We start from the raw sequence: 21,065 nt of genomic DNA, 5'->3' as shown, positions 1-21,065 counted from the left end.
CCCCGCATCTATGTAATAACATTTCCTCCGGGAATTGCGAATAAACATAGAAAGGAAAAGTATAATTAAACAGATCACGATATGATGAAAAGATTACTTATTATCACGGTATTATTATTCGGCGCACTCGTCGCTTTCGGACAACGAGATGTTTCCGACAAAGAGAACGAGGCAGCACCGAAAACAGCCTTAATCGAGGCACAAAAGGATTATCAGAAAGCAATAAAAGAAAAAAACTCTCTGCTACTGATTCAATCATTAATCCGCCAGATCAAATACCAATCTTTGATTGACATGGACAGTATTCCTCCCATGTTGCAAAACTTGGAAGAATACATTGAAACAGACCAAAATATTGTTGAAAAAAGCATTCTCCACTCGTTATTGGCAGAACTTTATCAAATGTACTTCGATACCCAGCGAGGCAAGATCAATCGCAGGACACCAATCACGGGTTACATACCTCGCAATATGGCAGAATGGACAGGTAACATATATAGAGAAAAAATATTCCAACATGCACTGGACGCGGTAAAAGCCCAAGCCCAACTCTCCGAGGTAAATTGTCTTACCTATAAAGAAATTCTTATACTCGGGAAAAACTCTCCGGCACTTCGCCCAACGATGTACGATTTTCTCGTGTATCGCAGTATTGACATTCTAAACACTATTTCTCGTTACGATAGACAGGAACTGCTCACGAACAAGCAACTACTGTTCGCCCCGGTAAAGGAATTTGTCCAAATGCCCATCGAGGTAAAAAAGATGGATGCTTATTCAAACACGCTCAAACTTTATCAATCGTTATTACAATCTGAAATTGCGGCTCAACGCACGGATGCCATTCTTATTTCCGATCTGGACCGTTTGGAGTACGCAAACAATATCATCGGTTTAAGTCTGAACGATTCCTTATACATTCAGGCTTTAGAACAATTATCACAACAATATAGCAAGAACCCTTACAAAGTTGAAATTCTTTACAAACTTGCCCAATATTATTACCAAGGAAATTATATTTCAAGTAATAGAGATACTCAAAAAGCCTTAGATATATGTAATAGCGGTATTCGTCAGTTTCCCAAGTATTTCCGGATAGACATTTTAAAACAATTAGCCAAGGAAATCACCCAAACTACCCTATCTTATTCTATAAATCCCAACGTGTACCCGGGACACAAACAAGAGGTGAACCTATCCTTCAAAAACTTATCAGAGATTTCAATCTCACTGTACAAAATCACGGAACCCACTCTGGAATACTTGAATTTGAACAAAAGAGTTCCGAAACTGGAAAAAATATCGACTCACACGTATCGTCTTCCCAAGCGACTGGATTCTCAGGACACGATTCTACGACTTCCCGTACCTAACACGGGACGCTACCAGTTAACCGTGTCTTACGCAAATAATTCCAAAGCGGACTCATCCTATTTCAGTTCCAGCCATCTATCTACCATTGCCCGTAAAACGGGAGAAACAACTTATAATGTCCTCGTTTGTGATCTCATCAGCGGGAAACCCATCGAAGGCGCAAAAGTAAAAATCTACAAGAGAAACGGACAAAAGTACAGTCTCGCGAGAGAATTTTCTTCCGACAGAAACGGGATTGCCACGTTGAATGAATCCAATCCTGACAATTATTACCAAGTAACCTTGGGAGAAGATAATCACGGCACGATAAATCGCCTTCCCTACCAATACTTTGGCCGTACGGATGAGCGATCATCATCGGTAAACCTTTTCACGGACAGGGCAATATACCGCCCCGGACAAATAGTATATTTCAGCGGCATCAGTTGGGAAGCCACCCAAAACGCATCCAAAGCGATTGTCGGGAAAAACTACACGGTAACTTTACAAGACGTGAATCAACAGGTTATCGCGGAACAAGAAGTCCGGACAAACAAGTTCGGTTCCTTCGCTGGAAAGTTCACCTTGCCCAAAGAAGTATTGAATGGTATGTTTATCATCTCTACCGATGGAGGTAGCCAAATGATCACCGTGGCAGAGTACAAACGTCCGAAATTCGAGATCACGTTTACCCCGCTAAAGGATGCCTATAAATTAGGGGACCGGCTTACCGTTTCCGGTATTGCCAAAACTTATTCCGGTGTCAACATCGAAAATAGCAAGGTTACCTATACCGTACAAACCCGTACTTTTGATTGGAGCCTTCAGGAAAATACGATTGCAACAGGAAAAACACAAACGAATGCAAAAGGAGAATTTGAAATTTCTTTCCAAACGAAAGAATCACCCAATACACCTACAATATACAGAGGATTCGAAACTTACACAGTTTCCGTCACGATTACAACGTCCAACGGGGAAACTCAGGAAGCACAATACCCGATTATCATCACAAATCAACGTTATCAGTTAAACTCCCTCATAACCCCTGAAATCAATAAAGATCTTCCAAGTAAGATTCTGGTTACAACCCAAAATCAACTCGGTTATCCTTTGACAGAAAATATCACATACGAACTATTCTTTCTTAAACCGTTACAAAAGTTAGGAGAGCAATACGACGAAGGGAATCCACCCATTGACAAAAAAGTTCGAGAAGGAACGTTCACGACTGGAGAAGACAAAAAACTGGAAATGAACTTGTCGTCCTTGCCTTCCGGTGCATACTTGTTGAAATTTGCGGGAACAGGAAACGATAAAGATATTACTTACCAAAGAATCGTCTATCTGTATTCCACTCAAGACGAACGCCCTCCCTATCCGACTTACTATTGGTGCGTGCAAGAGAAAACGGTATGTGCCCCCGGCGAAGATGCCAAAATTCTGATAGGTTCGTCCGCTAAAGAGGTATATGTATTATATGAAGTATATTCCAATCAAAAATTCATGGAACGCAAACGCTTCATGCTGAATAATTCCAATACAACCCTGTCTATTCCTTACAAGGAAACTTACGGTCCAACAGCAGATGTCTTTATCAGTTACATAAAGGATAACAAATTCTTCCTAGAAAACATTACTTTAACTCGTAAAGAAACAAGCAAACAACTGGATATTACCACGAAAACATTCCGGGATCACCTTACCCCCGGACAACAAGAAGAATGGTCATTTGTGGTCAAAACAGAACAAGGAAAAGCTGCCATAGCTGAAATGATGGCAAGTATGTACGATGCCTCGCTGGATAAAATCCATTCACATCGCTGGAACTTCAATCCCGTCTATTCCACCTATAGCATGCCCCCCAGATGGAGATATACTACCTATCCGCTAAACGGTTATTTAAGCGAACGCATCAAATGGGCAAATGTCCCCAGATTTGAATATGATGTATTAAATCTATATGGCCTAAATCAGTTTGGATTCTCTAACGAGGCACAGATCATGGTAAGAGGATACGATGGAGTACCGGGAGCCTTAGCGGAAGAATCTACGACAGAAGACGTAGCGGTTGTTGCTTTCGGAAAAGTAGCAGGAGTTTCCAACTTAAGTAATTCCGACACGAGATTCTACCTCAGAGGCTTATCTTCTTTTAAAGAATCCGGAGACGAGGCCTTTGTAGCCGGCGAACTTGCTTCCCCGGAAATCAGACAAAATTTCCAAGAAACAGCCTTTTTCTTCCCTCAGCTCCTGACAGATTCGACCGGTAACGTGGTAATCAAATTTACAGTACCGGAATCAAACACTACATGGAAATTTATGGCCTTGGCACACACACCGACCATGCAATTCGGACAAATTGAAAAATTCGTCGTTACAAGCAAGAAATTTATGGTCAACACGAACTTACCACGCTTTGTACGTACAGGTGATAAAGTCGTGTTACAAACCACGATCAACAATCTCACACCGGAAGAGCAACAAGGAGAAGCTTACCTTGAGTTATTTGTTCCCTCTACGAACGCCGTAGTCAGCAAACAACAGGTTGCATTTAACGTGAAGGCTGAGGAAAATCAAACCATCAGTTTTGAATTCACCGCCCCGAAAAACATGGATTTACTCGGGTGCCGTATTGTTGCTTCTTCTTCGGAATTCAGTGATGGAGAACAGCATGTACTACCCGTGGTTCCCGATGCAACCCTAGTTACCCAGACTTTACCTATATTCACGCACCAACAGGGGCAACAAACATTCAAGCTGAATGCCCCGAAAGGTTTTACCCCGTACCGTCTGACACTGGAACTCACGGCCAATCCGATATGGTACGCGGTATTGGCATTACCGACAATAAACACGCCCCAGACAGACAACGTAACGGAGATCACGGCATCCTATTATGTCAGTACACTTGCCACGGCTATTGCTAACGCAAACCCGCAAATCACAAATACCATCCAGCAATGGATGCAGAAACCAGACGCAGCACTGACCTCTCCGCTAGAAAAGAACCAGGAATTGAAATCTATCCTGTTGCAACTTTCACCTTGGGTAACCGAAGCCCAGAATGAAACCCAACAGATGCGTTCCCTTGGAGAACTTTTGGATGTCAACCGTCAAAACTACATTTCGCAACAGGCTATCAACAAACTTGCCGAACTACAAAATGAAGATGGCGGGTGGTCTTGGTTTAAAGGATTTACTTCCAGCACATTCATGACAGAAAACGTGCTTGAAGCCATGGCAAGACTTGTAACACTAAATATCACAAGTCACCCGGAGCAGGTGAAAAAGATGCAGATCAAAGCACTACAATTTCTGGATAAACAAATACAGGAATCATACAAACACGTGAAGACAGCCGGATATTCTCAGATATTGTACCTGTACACACGTAGCGCATACCGGGATATTCCATTAACAAATGCATTGGAAGCTCACAAGTATTATCTCAATCAACTGGAGACGTCATGGACACAACTTTCCCTTTACGAAAAGGCCTTGACCGCCATTGCCATGGAACGTTACGGGAAAACGGATATTGCAAAACAAATCATTCGTTCTCTGAAAGAATATTCCACGATAACTCCCGAAATGGGAATGTACTGGGCAAACAACCGTTCTAGCCTGTTCACGAATTCCGCCATTCAAACCCACGTGGCTGTCATGAGCGCCTTCCGGGAAATTGAAGGTAATTCCACGGACACGGAATTAATGAAACAATGGTTACTGCGCCAGAAACAAACTCAAAGCTGGGGATCAACCCCAACCACAGTAGATGCCGTTTATGCCTTGTTACTCACTGGCAATAATCAATTAGCTTCTCCGGAAGATCTAAGCGTCAAACTCGGAAACAAGAACTTGAACATCTCCCCGGAAGAAACAACGCTCGGTTACATCAAGCAGACTTTCACGGGTAAAAAAATTACCCCGAAGATGATGAACGTAACCCTTTCAAAGAAACGGCAACAAGCAAGTTGGGGAGGTTTATATTTACAATACTTTGAGAAATTAGACAAGATTACCAGTCATTCAGGTGGAATCTCCGTGAAGAAAGATCTCTTCATCCAGAAAGAAGGTGATAATGGAAATACATTGACACCACTGACAGGACAGAATTTACAGGTCGGAGACCGAATTTGCATCCGTATCACAGTAACCAATGATCAAGATATGCAATTCGTACATCTGAAAGATCTGAGAGCCGGATGCTTCGAACCCACGGAACAACTCTCGGGTAACCGCTGGCAAGATAATCTTGGTTACTACCAAGAAACCACGGATGTTGCAACAAATTTCTTCTTTGATTTTCTTCCTAAAGGCACGCACGTGTTCGAGTACACGGTGTGGATCGCCCAAAGAGGAACTTATCAAGATGGTATTGCCACATTACAATGTGTCTATGCTCCACAATATTCAGCGAACAGCGACGCGGGAAGTGTCACCATTCAATAGATAAAAAGAAAAGTTGAGGATTTGATCCTCAACTTTTCTTTTTATAATCATCTTACTTTTCTTCCAGAATTAAACGGAAACCTGATCCGTGTACATTCTCAATTTTGATTGCTGGATCATCCTTAAAATATTTTCTCAATTTGGTCACGTAAACATCCATACTACGGGCCGTAAAATAATCGCTGGCTCCCCAGATCTCGTTCAACGCCTTATCCCGTTGTAACAGGCCATCCCGATGATAGTATAATAATTCCAGCAAACGAGACTCTTTCGGGGTCAACTTGATAACTTCATCACCTTTTGTAATCGTACGCAACTCCGTGTTAAACAGGTAAGCTCCCAATTCTATCAATTTAGGTTTCACTTCCGTTTCCTCGTGCTCGCAACGGCTGAGAATAGCTTTAATTTTAAAGATCAGCAACTCAGAATCAAATGGCTTAACAATATAATCATCTGCCCCAATCTCATACCCCAATTTCATGTCATCCTTCATACTTTTAGCGGTGATGTACACGAAAGGTACTGTAACATCCAATTCCCGGATTTTCTTTCCTAAAGTAAAACCATCCATCTCGGGCATCATCACATCCAATAGACACAAATCGAACTTTTCCTTACGAAATGCTTCAAAGCCATCGACTCCGTTCGTGCAGTGTATCACATCGTAATCGGATAACTCCAAATAAGATTTCAGAACCGACCCGAAGCAAGGATCGTCTTCTACCAAGAGTATTTTATGTCCCATATCTATTTATTTATATATTTACTATTTCAACTCTCCATTTTAAAAATAATCTCTACTTGAGTCCCCTTATTCTTCTTTGAGGTTAACTGGATCTCTCCACCATGCAATTCCACGATCGATTTCGCATAGCTCAACCCCAATCCGAACCCTTTCACGTTATGCACGTTCCCGCTAGGCACCCGATAGAAACGTTTGAACACCTTGTCCTGCGCCTCTTTCGGAATTCCGATTCCTGTGTCCCGAACTCCAATAATAAAACGGTTACCCTCCTGTTTCGTGTATATGTATATATTCAACGAATCATGGGAATATTTGATGGCATTATCAATCAAATTACAGACAACATTCAACATATGTACCTCGTCCGCAGATATTACATAACCTTCCGGGTCTAGCTCAGCTCGAATTACTCCTCCCTTCTCTTCGACTTGTAGTCTGAAATGTTCTACGGCCTCATCTACCAGCACGTTCAAGTTTACAGGAACTTTTTTCAAATGTACTTCTCTCCTGTCCAACTTAGCCTGCAACAAGATTCTTTCCACGTATTTATTCATCCGTTCATTCTCGTTACGGATCATCGAATTAAACTTCAATATCTGGGTTCGATCGTTCAACACCTTCTCTTTTTCAATGGCTGACGTGGCCAGTGAAATCGTTGCCAAAGGGGTCTTAAACTCGTGTGTCATGTTATTGATAAAATCATTCTTGATCACGGACAATTTCTGTTGCCGCATGATAATCACGATAGTGATAATAAACACACTCATCAAACCGATAATACAAAAACCCGAAGCGATAAACATCCATCCCATATTATTATAGAAAAGAGAATCTCTCGTATCAAACATCACACACAGGTTAGCATCTTTCGTGGTCTGGTCATTGGGGAACAACTCCACGTAATAGAATCCTTTTGTTCCCTTTTCCTTGATATATTGTACGATCTGCTCCCGGGTCATAATCTTCCACGTGAACGGGTTATCAATTCCCGTGTTGATCATTTCCTCTTTCAAGTAAGGATTCAAATCAACATTCTCCAAGCGTTTCTCCACCTGCGCCATCTGCGGATCTTTCTCCCTCAAATAACGAATTACAAACTCCCGTACCAGATCCATCATTCGCTGGCGCTCTAATGAATCGGCTAATCTTTCGGCCTCCGATGTCGCAGAACGCATCACTTGATAAAGGATATTATTATCCCGGTCAGTTTCCAAGATATAACCGGGACCCATCCGTCCTCCCGGATTCATAAAAATCCTCAACATACTAGAGATATTCCCTCCCTGCCCTTCTCCAACTTTACCTTTAGAGAAGGCAAGCGAAAAAAGAGAGATTCCATTATTGCCCGGGTCTTCATCCGCCAATACAGAATCCTGAGCATGATTCATTGTAGAAATAACTTCCTCCACCTGCGTGTAGCGTTCTTTCAAATCATTAAAAAGACGGATATTATTGGTTTGCTCGACCAGATTGACAGCTTTCCCTAAAACATCGTACACCTTTGAGGTGAAACGAGCCTCACCTTCCCGCATACTGTATTTCATCCAAATCCATTGCACGCTCACCACCGCAATAAAAGCGATAAGCATAATGATAGATAATATTCTGATTATTATTTTTTTAATCATAAGCTGCCATATACAATCAGCGAAAATAGCATTTTTTATTTCATCATGCAATGACTTGAAAAGAAAATATCATGAAAAAGAGGTACCCGGGTAAGGTACCTCTAAAAAACAACTAAGTAATAAAAACGGGAAAATTAAAACCACCATAATGGTTTTATGCTTTATTTCAGTTTGCTCTCTAACACTTTATAAATGTTACTTTCTTTATTTTCAACAGTCATTTTGTTGAACAGTTTCTTTTGCAAATCCAAACTATCCACTAACTGGTCTTTAATCAAAAATAAAGAAATTTCTTTACGCGGGTTAGCAACAATCAAATCTCTTGTCCAATTGGCTTGTTTTTTCAGGAAACGTTGTTTTTGCAACTGGTGAATACCCAACATAACCTCGTCATCCTTGGAAAGTTTCTCTTTCTTGCTGATCTTCTCGATACGCTTGTCGATCTTGGCAATATCTTCACCAAATCTTTCCTTGTACATTTTCTTGATTTCCTTGTACTCATCCATCAAACCAGAACCATCAGCTTCGATTTGATCCGGGAATTTGATTTTACCTTTGATCCAGATCATATCTTTTGTATCCAGAATAGCCTCAACCGTAGCCTTTCCATCAATATCAACCCATACTCTTCCCGGGATTTTAAACTGATCTGTTCTTAAATCTATTTTACCATCTTTCACCTCTTGTTGAGCCAAAATCGTCAAACCCGGTTCGCCCGGCATCTCTGCCAGTAATTTTACAGTTCCGTTCAGTCCTTCTACTTCTCCCCGTACTTTTACCGTATCACTATCGCATGCACAGAACAAAAGTGTGGCAAGTACTAAAAATAAACTAAATCTTTTCATAATAAATAAGTTTTATCTCCCATCCATGTTTTACCATGAATGTAAATTTCATCTGTTATTTTATCAAGCTCTTATAATAAACCATACATCACAGCGAGCAATATTACCCCCTGTAAACATGGACAAATATACAAAAAAATTTATAACCCCACACTTCTTAAAAGTAATTTAGCAGAGCTTGATGGTTTCGGTGCATCAACATCGACAATTCGCCCCTCCGGATCAATCAGCATATAGCGGGGCATTACAGTAACCATATAGCGAGAATAGAAAGCATACGTGTTGTTTACGACATAATGTTCTCCGGGGAGACTTTTTACTTGTCCCAGCCATTGGGAAGGCCCCATGCAAAAAGTAGCGAAAAGAATATTCTTATCCTTATACTCTTCAACAAGCTTTGTCCACTCAGCCTGAACCTCCTTATCCATCTCTCCATAGCTAGAAGCCCAAACATATATATATAGGAATTTACCCCTCAAATCTTTTAAATACAATGCTTTCCCGTCACTATCCTGTAAAGAAATATTCGGAGCGGTAGCCCCCGGAGACAGCTTACGCCAGCGATCTACCAGTTGTTTTATCTTCACCATTTTACTGGTGTCAGACACTTCATTCCAACATACTGCCAATAAATAATCGGCATCTTTTAACCCGTTTTCCTGAAAATAATTATAAACAACCTCGGATAATAAATAATCCCGAACCTTTACACTATTGACATTTGAGCGGATATAATTAACCAAGCGACGCATACTGAAGTTTTGTCCCTTGTAATAAATATAAGTCAAAACAAAACGTTGATAGCTATCAAAAGCTAACATATCTTCGTTATTAATGTCAAACTCGGACACGAAATTATCATACAATGCTCCCGGTTTATACAATGTATCAAAAGCCACATGACTACGGGGATAATGTATTGCCTGTTCTGCAACACGATACCTAATCCGTTCCCGTTCCTGCTTTGTGAATTCTTCTCCCAAGTTCTTTGCCTCTAACAAAACGATACTAGTATTAATATTTTCCCGCATCCTATTCACAAAATCCTTTTCGTTCAGTTTATATAAATTAGGATCATAAATATGATATCGATTTTGTTGTTCCTTCAAATAAGTATTGATCGCACTCAACGTACCTTTAAACTGCAAGGAATTGGACACATTCCTCACGTTATTCATACTGATTTCTAAATCTTCTCCGGGTGTTAAAAAAACTTGAATTGAATAAGGAATGAAACGAGCATAGGTACCCTTTTCCAGTTCTATCTTACCGGAAAAATAATGTTTCTCATCCAAGCGAAACTTATGAAGGCTATCATTTACTTGAAAATAAACAACAGTATCACCCGTCTCTACCCGGCCCGACACTTGTACGCTTTTATTACGGGTACAAGCAACGAAAAGAATAATAATTATTATACCTACAAAACTCCTCATGCGTCAACACATTAATTTTTAGAATACAAAGATATATATTCAGCAAAAAACTATGTGTTAAAAAAAAGGTAAATAAAAAAGGCAACCGCATGGTTGCCTTTTTGCATATCTTAACAGATAATTATTTTGTTATTGCAATGAAGTCGTTGTTTTCAAAGAATTTTGCAAATTCCATATCGGTTGCAGCCAATTGTTTGAATGAACCATCCAAAGAACATGCTTTTCTCAAGTTCTCGATTACTGCAGTAGCATCATTGGTTCTAGCACCAATAACAGCTTTCAAGTAATAAGACATCGGACATTCTTTGTTTTCAGCATTCAATTTCTTCAATGCCTCGTTATTATTTCCAGCAAGCACGTTAGCTAAAGCAGCATTCACGCAATTGCATTGACCGAAATAATTTACAGCAGCAGCATAGTCACCACTCTTAATAGCCACGATACCTTTGTTATAGTTAACTTCGTCACCAGCACCGGTAGCAGCACCGAAATAAATTTCAGCTTGTTTCAAATCACCATTCTTCAAAGCTACTGCACCCAAGTTGTTTTGAACAACCGGATTGTTAGCTGACATAGAGTTAGCTTTATTGAAATTAGATTGAGCAGCAGCGATATTACCCATTTCAAATTGAATCATACCAGCATCATTGAAACCTCTCCAGTCATTCGGGAATTGTCTCATGCAAGTTTCATAGATAGCCAATTTGTCATTGTTGTTATCGAATAAAGTTGCAGAATAAAGCAATTCCTCAACATTCAATTCTGCAGGACTTGATTTAGCTAAAGCTTTCAATTCATCATCTGACTTACCAATCAATTCAGTATTTACAACAAACAAAGATCTTCTTAATTTCGGAAGGATCTGATCAGCAACAACTGCGAAAGCAGAGGCGATATTCTTGATTTCTCTTTCTCTTACTTCCGGATCAGAGTGCATAGACAAAACGCGAAGAATCAATTCTTTATCTTGGATATTTGATTCCTCCATAGCTTTTTTGAATCCGTCCCAGTCTTCAGCTACAACGAAATTCTTGAAGAAGTTCTCGTCTTTATACTGATCAACTTTACCTTTCTTCATTTGTTTTTTCAAGAAAGTAGAAGAACTCTTTTCACGTTGGTTAGCTAATTTCTCGTTGAAGTCATAAGCACCATCAGGAGAAGCGTATGATCTAACATCAATTCCGTTCAAGTTCATATTTTCTTTAGCTGCAGCTTCTTTGATGTAAGCCTCTAACTTTTTCATTTCCTCAGAAGTCATTTCTTTAGAACGAATGTTTGCAGAGTTAATCAAATAATAGATAGCAGCCTCTTCTTGTTGTTTGATAATCCGTTGGAATTTATCCTCTCCGACTGAAGTTGCAGGAGCATTTACTACTAAAGTTTCAGTAGCAATCACACCATCACCAATTTTTCTCGGATCGAATTTCACGGTTTTAGCGCCTTTTGCCCCGGTAATATCGATTTCCAAATCAGAAAGTCTCATTGCATCCTCGTAAGGAATACGGCTCATGTAAGAAACGGTCTTACCAGTTTCGTAAGGAATCACTTCTGCATTACCCTGAACTTTCTCACCTTGGATAGCTTTCATTTCATAAGCTTTCTCTCCTCCTTTGAAACGCAATACAGGGGTAGCCTCAATAGCCACTTTTTTGTTAAAATATTTAGCCGGGAAAGTTACGTCTATCTTCAAATCAACCATTCCTCCTTTAGCCACTAATGTCTCCGGAGTAACAGAATACGTGATTTCTCCTGCACGTTTCTTCATTTTATTCAATGAAGAACAGGACACAGTTATTAACCCAGATAAGGCAACAACGGCAACAAAACCTAATGTTTTTTTCATACTCGTCTTAATTTTTATTGTAATACTCAAATTAGTTCACTTCCTTTTTCACAAAACAAATGTATAATTTTTTATTAATATATAAAAGGCTACACAAATTTTGTACCAAAAACTAATGAATTTTATCCAAAATCAATTTCTCGGCTCTTTCCAAAGCTTTACTAACCCCATCGGGATTTGATCCTCCGGCAGTTGCGAAAAATGGTTGTCCACCACCACCACCTTTAATTTCCACTGCCGCATCTTTAACGATTTGTCCGGCGTGTAATCCGAAATCTTTCACCAGAGAATCGCTGAACATCACGGTCAAATGAGGTTTGTTGTTAAATACGCCACCGATCACCAAGATAAGGTTATTCAACTCTCCTTTTAACTGGAATGCAATATCTTTCACGTTGGCCGGAGGCATCATAACCGTCTTCACAATCATGTTAATATCACGGATAACACACTTTTCGTTCTTCCACCCTTCTTTCATGATTCGTAAACTCTCTTGCGTGAATTTTTCCACATCTTTCTTCAACCCCTCGTTTTCGTTCAACAATTCTCTAACATTCTCTAATACACCACGATTAGATTTAAACATACTGTCGATTTCCTTCATCATCTTGAAATAATTCAAGATATATTCTTCCGCCTTCGCTGCCGTAATGGCTTCTATACGACGGACCCCGGCTGAAACGGAACTCTCTGAAATAATCTTGAAAAACCCGATTTGCCCCGTGGCATGGGCATGTGTACCTCCACACAATTCCACAGATTCCCCAAATTTCACCACACGCACCAAATCTCCATACTTCTCTCCAAAGATGGCCATTGCGCCCATTTTCTTGGCTTGCCCGATAGGTATAGCTCGACTTTCTTCTAATGGGTAGTTTTTACGAACTTCCTGGTTCACGATGGCAGCCACTTGCTCCAACTCCTCGTCGGTCACCTTTTGGAAATGTGAAAAGTCGAAACGCAAATACTCATCACTCACGTATGATCCTTTTTGTTCCACGTGTGTTCCCAGCACTTTCCGCAAAGCGTAATGCAACAAGTGGGTTGACGTATGATTGTTTTCCGTGGCAATCCGCTTGTCCAAATCCACCTTGGCCGTAAACACTTGCGTCAAATCCTCCGGCAAACGATCTGTTATATGAACAGTCAACCCGTTTTCTTTATGGGTATCTAAAACATTAATCTTTTCTGTTTCTGAAATCAACCAGCCACGATCACCGACCTGTCCTCCACTCTCTCCGTAGAATGGGGTTATATTAAACACCAGTTGATAAAGCGTTTTCCCCTTCGTATTCACCCGACGATAACGGGTAATCTGCACTTCCGTCTCCGTGTAGTCATATCCCACGAACTCCTGAGTATCATCAGCAATCAATTCCACCCAATCATCTGTGCTTACAGCTGCAGCCGAACGAGAACGTTCTTTCTGAGCTTCCATCTCGGCCTTGAACTCTCGACGATTTACCACCAATCCGTTTTCCTTCAAAATCAACTCGGTTAAATCCAACGGGAACCCATAAGTATCATACAACTCGAAGGCCACATTCCCCGGTACAGTCAAAAAATCTTCCGCCTTGGTCTTCTCAATAATCTTATCCAACAACTTAATACCTTTATCTAATGTACGCAAGAAGGCATTTTCCTCTTCTTGTATTACCCGCTCAATCAATACCCGCTGGGAAGAGAGTTCCGGATAATGTTGCCCCATAACCTCAATCAACACCGGCACCAACTTATACATGAATGCATCCTTCTGATCCAAGAATGTATAAGCATAACGAACAGCCCGACGTAAGATTCTCCGGATCACGTAACCGGCTTTCACGTTCGAAGGCAACTGCCCGTCTGTAATTGAAAATGCGATCGTACGCAAGTGATCTGCAATCACCCGCATTGCGACATCCGCAGCCGCATCCTTCCCGTATTCTTTTCCACTCAATCGAGCAATCTCCCCGATGATCGGAGTAAATACATCCGTGTCATAATTGGACGTCTTTCCCTGTACGGCCATACACAAACGCTCGAATCCCATCCCCGTGTCCACGTGATGGCTGGGCAAATTCTCCAAACTACCATCCGCCTTACGGTTATACTGCATAAACACCAGATTCCAGATCTCGATCACTAACGGGTTATCCTTATTCACTAGTTCACGTCCCGGTTTCAATGCCCGTTCTGCCTCCGAGCGCAAGTCTATGTGAATCTCCGAACAAGGTCCACAAGGTCCCATATCTCCCATTTCCCAGAAATTATCTTTTTTATTCCCGTACAGAATCCGATCTTCAGGCAAGTACAATTTCCAATACTCCAACGCCTCTTTATCTTCTTCTAAACGATCATCCTTACTTCCCTCAAAAACGGTTGCATACAATCGATTTTTATCCAACCCCATCTCTCCCGTAAGGAACTCCCAAGCGTAAGCAATCGCCTCCTTCTTGAAATAATCACCGAACGACCAGTTGCCCAACATCTCAAACATCGTGTGATGATAGGTATCATGTCCCACCTCCTCCAAATCATTGTGCTTTCCGGAAACACGTAAACATTTCTGAGAATCTGCCACCCGGGTTGCCTTCGGACGCACATTTCCCAAAATTATATCTTTAAATTGATTCATTCCAGCATTCGTGAACATCAAAGTAGGGTCCCCCTTGATCACCATCGGTGCCGATGGTACTATTGTATGTGATTTCTTCTCAAAAAAATCTAAAAATCTCTGTCTGATTTCTGCTGATTTCATACCTTCTAAATTTAAAAATGACATACGCAGATTCTGTCTTTCACTCTCTATCAACTCCATGCTTATTGCCCAAATCCTCGCTCGAAAAGAAATTCAGATCCCTTTCTGACATCTTTCCTACCAAGCGCATTTCAACCGGGATGATCATGCTATCACTTTGATCTGCCTTGTTTACCAAGTTGCAAATTTAGATTATTTCTTTAACTTTGCATCGCAAACACTATTTTTTATTAGCAACTATGCGAAAAGCAGGGTATCATTTTAATTCGGACACATTATCTTTTGATAAAATAGAATCATCTTTAAGAAAAAGGCTTTGGAGATTATTCAAGAAATTCTTTTCCAGTTTCTCCTTGGCTATTGTCATGCTATACTTGGTATATGCTTTCATTGATTCCCCAAAAGAAAAACTTTTAAAACGGAAATACGAGGAAGTTCTTACTCAATATAGCCTATTAAGTAACAAAGTAGAACATCTGGACAACGTCCTAAAAGACATGGAATCACGGGATGACAACATCTATCGGGTTATTTTCGAAACCGATCCCATCCCATCATCCATTCGCCGGGCAGGTTCCGGGGGGGTCGACCAGTACGAACATCTGAGACAAATCGACAATGCGGATCTGATTATCGGGACTGCCAAGAAAATAGATGAATTATCAAAAGCAATCTATATTCAAAGCAAATCCTTTGACAAGATTGAAGAACTGGCCAAAAACAAAATCGACATGTTAGCCTCCATTCCAGCTATCCTTCCGGTATCGTTAAAAGACAAAAATACACATCAGGTAACCTCTTCATTCGGCTACCGGATGCACCCTATTTACAAGACCCCGAAATTCCATGCTGGCATGGACTTCACGGGTACCATCGGGACCCCAATCTACGCAACAGGTAACGGTGTAGTTATCGAAAGTAAATTTGATAAGGGATATGGCCGTCACGTGGTTATCGACCACGGATTCAGTTACAAAACGCTATATGCCCACATGGATAAAATCTTGGCTAAAAAAGGCCAAAAAATCAAGCGAGGGGACGTTATCGGATATTTGGGCAACACCGGACTATCCACGGGACCTCACCTACACTATGAAGTACGGAAAAATGACAAGCCGATAGATCCCATAAACTTTTATTTCAACGATCTCACCCCCGACGAGTTCGAGTTGTTAGTGGAGACCGCAAATAACACGGGACAAAGCATGGACTGATCCAATTTAAATTTTAGATTTAGAATTCTAAATGAATGTATAACACCGAAAAACGAAACTTGAAAAGCTAATTTTCAATTTTCAATTTTCAATTTTCAATTAAACCATGGTGGCTGAAGAATCATTAAAGTTGTATTATTCTATCGGAGAAGTAGCCGAGATGTTCGGAGTCAATACTTCACTGATCCGGTTCTGGGAAAAAGAATTCGACGTGATTAAACCCCACAAAAACAAAAAAGGGAATCGTCAATTTACGAAAGCGGATGTCGATAATTTCCATCTGATCTACCATTTGGTCAAGGAAAAAGGAATGACACTAAAAGGAGCCCAGCAACAACTCAAGAACCGGAAAGACGAAACGGAATTACACTTCGAGGTCATAAAACGCCTGAAAGGAATTAAGGACGAGCTGTTATCCATCAAAAACCAGCTACCGTAATAATTTAGATTTTAAATTCTAAATTTTAAATTCCAAATATGTATATAAAAGAGATTATTTCGCTCATAGAAGACTATGCCCCGTTAAAACTTCAGGCAAGTTTCGATAATTCCGGATTACTTTGCGGGGACCCGGAACGGGAATTAACATCCATACTACTATGTATTGATGTTACCGAAGAGGTTGTAAAGGAAGCGATTGATAAGGGACACAATTTAATTATTTCCCACCATCCACTCATTTTCAGCGGGCTAAAACATATCACTCCGGCAACTTACGTGGAGCGTTGCGTGATCGATGCCATCAAACACGACATCACTATTTACGCCGCACACACGAACATGGACGTGGTAGCCAACGGTGTAAGCGGACGTATGGCAGATAAACTAGACCTGTACCATCGGCAGGTTCTTCAACCGGAAGGGGACCCGATGGCCGGTAACGGCTTCGGGATTATCGGCAAGTTACAACAACCCGTTGAAAGCATGGCTTTTTTGCAGCAAGTAAAAGAAATATTCCGGTGTGATAGGTTACGTCACACGACACCTCACACGCCCTCCATACAACGGGTGGCTGTTTGTGGCGGAGCCGGAGCCTCCTTTTTCAAGCAGGCCCTAGCCGGACAGGCCGACATATACATCTCCGGGGATTTCAAATATCACGACTTTTTCCTCACGGAAAACCGCATTATGATTGCCGATATTGGCCATTACGAAAGCGAACAATTCACAAAAGAGATATTTTATGAGATACTTACAAAAAAAATATCTAAATTTGCGGTTCAGTTTTCTGAGATTAATACAAATCCGATTAAGTATTTATAATATATGGTGACGAATAACAATGAGAAAATGCAAGAACTGACAGTTGAAGAAAAACTGCAGAACCTGTATGAATTACAAAGAATTGACACCGAGATCGATAAAATCAAGACTCTACGGGGAGAATTACCGTTAGAAGTTCAAGACCTTGAAGACGAGATCGCGGGATTGGAAACACGTATCGAAAACTTGAAGGTTGAATTAGGTGAACTTGACAAAACCTCTTCCACTCGGAAAATGGACATCAAGAAAGCCGAGGAAGCGATCAAAAAATACAGTGAACAATTGGATAACGTTCGCAACAATCGCGAATACGATGCTTTAAGCAAGGAAATCGAATTCCAGAAACTGGAAATTGAATTACAGGAAAAGAGAATCCGGGAGGCTCAAAAAGCAAAAGCAGAAAAAGAAGCGCTGATGGAAGAATCCAAAAAGCGTTATGAAGATAAAGTATCTGATCTAGAAGCTAAAAAAGGCGAACTGAATGACATCATCAATGAAACACACAAAGATGAAGAGTCTTTACAGACAAAATCAGAAGAACTTGCTGCTACCATCGACGAACGTCTATTGACGGCATATCGCCGTATCCGCTCCAACGCCCGCAATGGATTAGCCGTTGTTACCGTTGACCGTGATGCGTGTGGTGGATGTTTCAACAAAATCCCGCCACAGAGACAGTTAGACATCCGTTCTCGGAAGAAAATCATCGTCTGCGAGTACTGTGGTCGTATTCTCATCGATAAATACATCTGTGACTACGACGGTTCGCAACAAAAAGCAGACCTTGAAGCTCTCCTTGATGCACAAAAGAAAAAAGGAAGAAGACTTAGAAAATCAGAAGAATAAAAAACAAGGCTGCTCGACAAAGCAGCCTTTTTACGAATATATAATTTTAATCTGAATTAAAATGATCCCAACAAACTATGATCCGCGAACGAGCGAAGAGAAATGGTATCAATATTGGATGGAACATAGATTTTTCCATTCCACTGTTGATAAAAAGAGAACTCCGTATTGTATTGTAATCCCGCCACCTAACGTCACGGGAGTCCTGCACATGGGACACATGCTGAACAACACGATACAGGACGTACTCGTCAGACGCGCCCGTTTACTGGGTAAAAATGCTTGTTGGGTTCCGGGAACCGACCATGCCTCCATTGCCACGGAAGCCAAAGTGGTAGCCAAACTTAAAAGTGAAGGCATCGAGAAAAGGGACCTTTCCCGGGATGAGTTTTTAAAACACGCTTGGGCATGGACTGAAAAGCACGGGGGGATCATCCTCGAACAATTAAAGCGATTGGGAGCATCCTGCGATTGGGACAGAACTTGCTTCACGATGGACGAGATTCGTTCCGCCAGCGTGATAAAAGTATTTATCGACCTGTATAACAAAGGACTTATCTATAAAGGAGTCCGGATGGTTAACTGGGATCCATCGGCCAAAACAGCCGTATCCGATGAAGAGGTTGTTTACAAAGAAGAGCATAGCAAATTATATTACCTACGTTACCGTATTGAAGGGACGGAGGATGAATATATCATCATTGCCACGACCCGCCCGGAAACGATCTTGGGTGATAGTGCCGTGTGCGTGAATCCCAATGACGAGCGTTTCCGTCATCTGGCCGGCAAGAAATGTATTGTTCCCTTGGTAAACCGTGTGATCCCGATTATTCAGGACGAATACGTGGATATGGAATTCGGTACCGGAGCATTAAAAATCACCCCGGCCCACGACATCAATGACTACGAGATCGGTTATAAACACCATCTGGAAACCATCGATATTTTCAACGATGACGGTACATTAAACGAGAATGCTCAACTTTTCGTGGGGAAAGATCGTTTTGTTGTACGTCAAGAAATCATTCCCGAACTGGAAAAAGCGGGTAACCTTGTAAAAATAGAAGACTATAATAACAAGGTGGGGTATTCCGAGCGGACTAACGTGGTTATAGAACCCAAGCTATCCATGCAATGGTTCCTGAAAATGAAGGAGCTGGCCAAACCAGCATTGGATGCCGTGATGAACGATGACATTCTCCTAACTCCGACAAAATACAAGAACACGTATCGCTACTGGATGGAGAACGTGAAAGATTGGTGTATCAGCCGCCAATTGTGGTGGGGCCACCAGATTCCGGTATACTACCTGCCGGATAGCAACGACTATGTGGTTGCCGCAACACCCACGGAAGCAGTACAACTGGTGAAGGAGAAATTCGGCAAAGACATCCCGGCAGATCAGTTACGTCAAGATGAAGATTGTTTGGACACTTGGTTCTCTTCTTGGCTGTGGCCTATCTCCGTGTTCAACGGCATTTTGGAACCGGACAATGAAGATATTAACTATTACTACCCGACAAATGACCTAGTTTCCGGACCTGATATTCTGTTCTTCTGGATGGCAAGAATGATCATGGCCGGTTATGAATATCGCCACGAGAAACCGTTCTCGAACCTGTACCTCACTGGAATCGTTCGAGATAAACTGCATCGCAAGATGTCCAAATCTCTTGGTAACTCTCCGGACCCAATTGACCTGATCAACCAATACGGGGCAGACGGTGTACGGGTTGGCATGTTATTGTGCGCACCCGCCGGGGGAGACCTTCTTTTTGATGAAAGTCTTCCGGAACAAGGACGTAATTTCACGACTAAAATATGGAATGCATTCCGCCTAGTCAGCAACTGGAAAGTCGCAGACTTGGAACAACCCTTGCATTCTAAATTAGCTCTTGAATGGTTCGAACAATACTTGAACAAGTGCAAAGAAACCTTGAACACCCAATTTGAGCAATACCGGATCTCCGAGGCTCTTATGACCGTGTACACCGGATTCCGCGATGAGTTCTCCTCTTGGTTATTGGAAATCATCAAACCGGGATTCGAGCAACCGATTGACCGGATCACTTATGATAAGACCATTTACCTCTTCGAGGAAATGTTACAATTACTTCACCCGTTCATGCCGTTCATCACGGAAGAGATCTGGCAGAACTTGAGAGAGCGGAAAGACGGAGAAAGTATCATGGTTTCCGTGATGCCAATCCCCGGAAAATACGACGAAAACTTCTTGAATACCTTTGAAAACACGAAAGAAGTGATCGCCGGAATCCGCACGATTCGCAAGCAAAACAACATTGCCTTTAAGGATGCGATTTCTTTAAGAGTGAAAAGTAATGACCGCTACCCGCTACTATTCGAGAGTATTATCTGTAAAATGGGTAATATCCAAGATGTAGAAATGGTCAACGACACGGTAAAAGGAGCATGGAGCTTTATCTGCGACACGGTTGAATACTTCATCCCCGCAGTAGGAGAAGTCAACACAGAAGAAGTCAGAGCCAAACTGCAAGCTGATCTAGCTTACGCCCAAGGCTTCTTGGCATCCGTGATGAAAAAACTCTCGAACGAGAAGTTTGTCAGTGGAGCCCCGGCACAGGTTGTCGAGAACGAACGTAAAAAACAAGCTGATGCCGAAGCAAAAATTAAAGCCATTGAACAACAACTGGCAGAATTGAACTAAAGTATCATTTCAAA

General features: G+C 41.4%; 12 protein-coding genes. 6 read left to right on the top strand and 6 right to left on the bottom strand.

Annotation, left to right across the window (positions count from 1 at the left end):
* Positions 1-81: 81 nt before the first annotated feature.
* Entirely contained in the window at positions 82-5,805 is a 5,724-nt protein-coding gene (locus QVC79_RS06340; RefSeq protein ID WP_270594207.1) for an alpha-2-macroglobulin family protein, read from the top strand.
* A gap of 52 nt (positions 5,806-5,857) precedes the next feature.
* On the opposite strand, the gene QVC79_RS06335 is transcribed toward QVC79_RS06340, so the two are convergent.
* From QVC79_RS06335 to alaS, 6 genes are all read right to left on the bottom strand, one after another.
* Positions 5,858-6,550 carry a response regulator transcription factor gene (locus tag QVC79_RS06335; RefSeq protein ID WP_087419711.1) on the bottom strand — a complete coding sequence of 231 codons (693 nt, stop codon included), beginning with the start codon at positions 6,548-6,550 and terminating at the stop codon, positions 5,858-5,860.
* A gap of 26 nt (positions 6,551-6,576) precedes the next feature.
* Positions 6,577-8,178 carry a sensor histidine kinase gene (locus tag QVC79_RS06330; protein ID WP_229783008.1) on the bottom strand — a complete coding sequence of 534 codons (1,602 nt, stop codon included), beginning with the start codon at positions 8,176-8,178 and terminating at the stop codon, positions 6,577-6,579.
* Between the two features lie 161 nt (positions 8,179-8,339).
* Positions 8,340-9,023: a hypothetical protein gene (locus tag QVC79_RS06325; protein WP_124317861.1), complete on the bottom strand. Its 684-nt coding sequence runs from the start codon at positions 9,021-9,023 to the stop codon at positions 8,340-8,342.
* 140 nt (positions 9,024-9,163) lie between these two features.
* Positions 9,164-10,459, bottom strand: a complete 1,296-nt coding sequence (locus QVC79_RS06320; protein WP_124317862.1) for a TlpA family protein disulfide reductase — start codon at positions 10,457-10,459, stop codon at positions 9,164-9,166.
* 121 nt (positions 10,460-10,580) lie between these two features.
* Complete coding sequence (locus tag QVC79_RS06315) at positions 10,581-12,224, bottom strand: tetratricopeptide repeat protein (protein WP_287642453.1); 1,644 nt, start codon at positions 12,222-12,224, stop codon at positions 10,581-10,583.
* Positions 12,225-12,414: 190 nt separating this feature from the next.
* Positions 12,415-15,042 (bottom strand): alanine--tRNA ligase, encoded by a 2,628-nt coding sequence (gene alaS, locus QVC79_RS06310; protein ID WP_270594212.1) that lies wholly within the window; start codon positions 15,040-15,042, stop codon positions 12,415-12,417.
* Between the two features lie 239 nt (positions 15,043-15,281).
* Here alaS and QVC79_RS06305 point away from each other — a divergent pair, with 239 nt between their 5' ends.
* The 5 genes from QVC79_RS06305 to QVC79_RS06285 all read left to right on the top strand — a co-directional run bounded on the left by QVC79_RS06305 (position 15,282) and on the right by QVC79_RS06285 (position 21,051).
* Entirely contained in the window at positions 15,282-16,256 is a 975-nt protein-coding gene (locus QVC79_RS06305) for a M23 family metallopeptidase (RefSeq protein WP_027200388.1), read from the top strand.
* Between the two features lie 106 nt (positions 16,257-16,362).
* Positions 16,363-16,695: a MerR family transcriptional regulator gene (locus QVC79_RS06300; protein WP_124317814.1), complete on the top strand. Its 333-nt coding sequence runs from the start codon at positions 16,363-16,365 to the stop codon at positions 16,693-16,695.
* 38 nt (positions 16,696-16,733) lie between these two features.
* The gene (locus QVC79_RS06295) at positions 16,734-17,519 is read left to right on the top strand and encodes a Nif3-like dinuclear metal center hexameric protein (RefSeq protein WP_270594213.1); all 786 of its coding nucleotides are present in this window, start codon (positions 16,734-16,736) and stop codon (positions 17,517-17,519) included.
* Positions 17,520-17,522: 3 nt separating this feature from the next.
* Positions 17,523-18,365, top strand: coding sequence for a zinc ribbon domain-containing protein (locus tag QVC79_RS06290; protein ID WP_087419705.1), 843 nt, complete (start codon positions 17,523-17,525; stop codon positions 18,363-18,365).
* A gap of 61 nt (positions 18,366-18,426) precedes the next feature.
* The gene (locus QVC79_RS06285; RefSeq protein WP_270594214.1) at positions 18,427-21,051 is read left to right on the top strand and encodes a valine--tRNA ligase; all 2,625 of its coding nucleotides are present in this window, start codon (positions 18,427-18,429) and stop codon (positions 21,049-21,051) included.
* Positions 21,052-21,065 lie beyond the last annotated feature (14 nt).

Source organism: Butyricimonas sp., assembly GCF_019423355.1.
Lineage (GTDB): Bacteria > Bacteroidota > Bacteroidia > Bacteroidales > Marinifilaceae > Butyricimonas > Butyricimonas faecihominis.
This window is presented reverse-complemented; position numbering and strand designations above follow the sequence as displayed.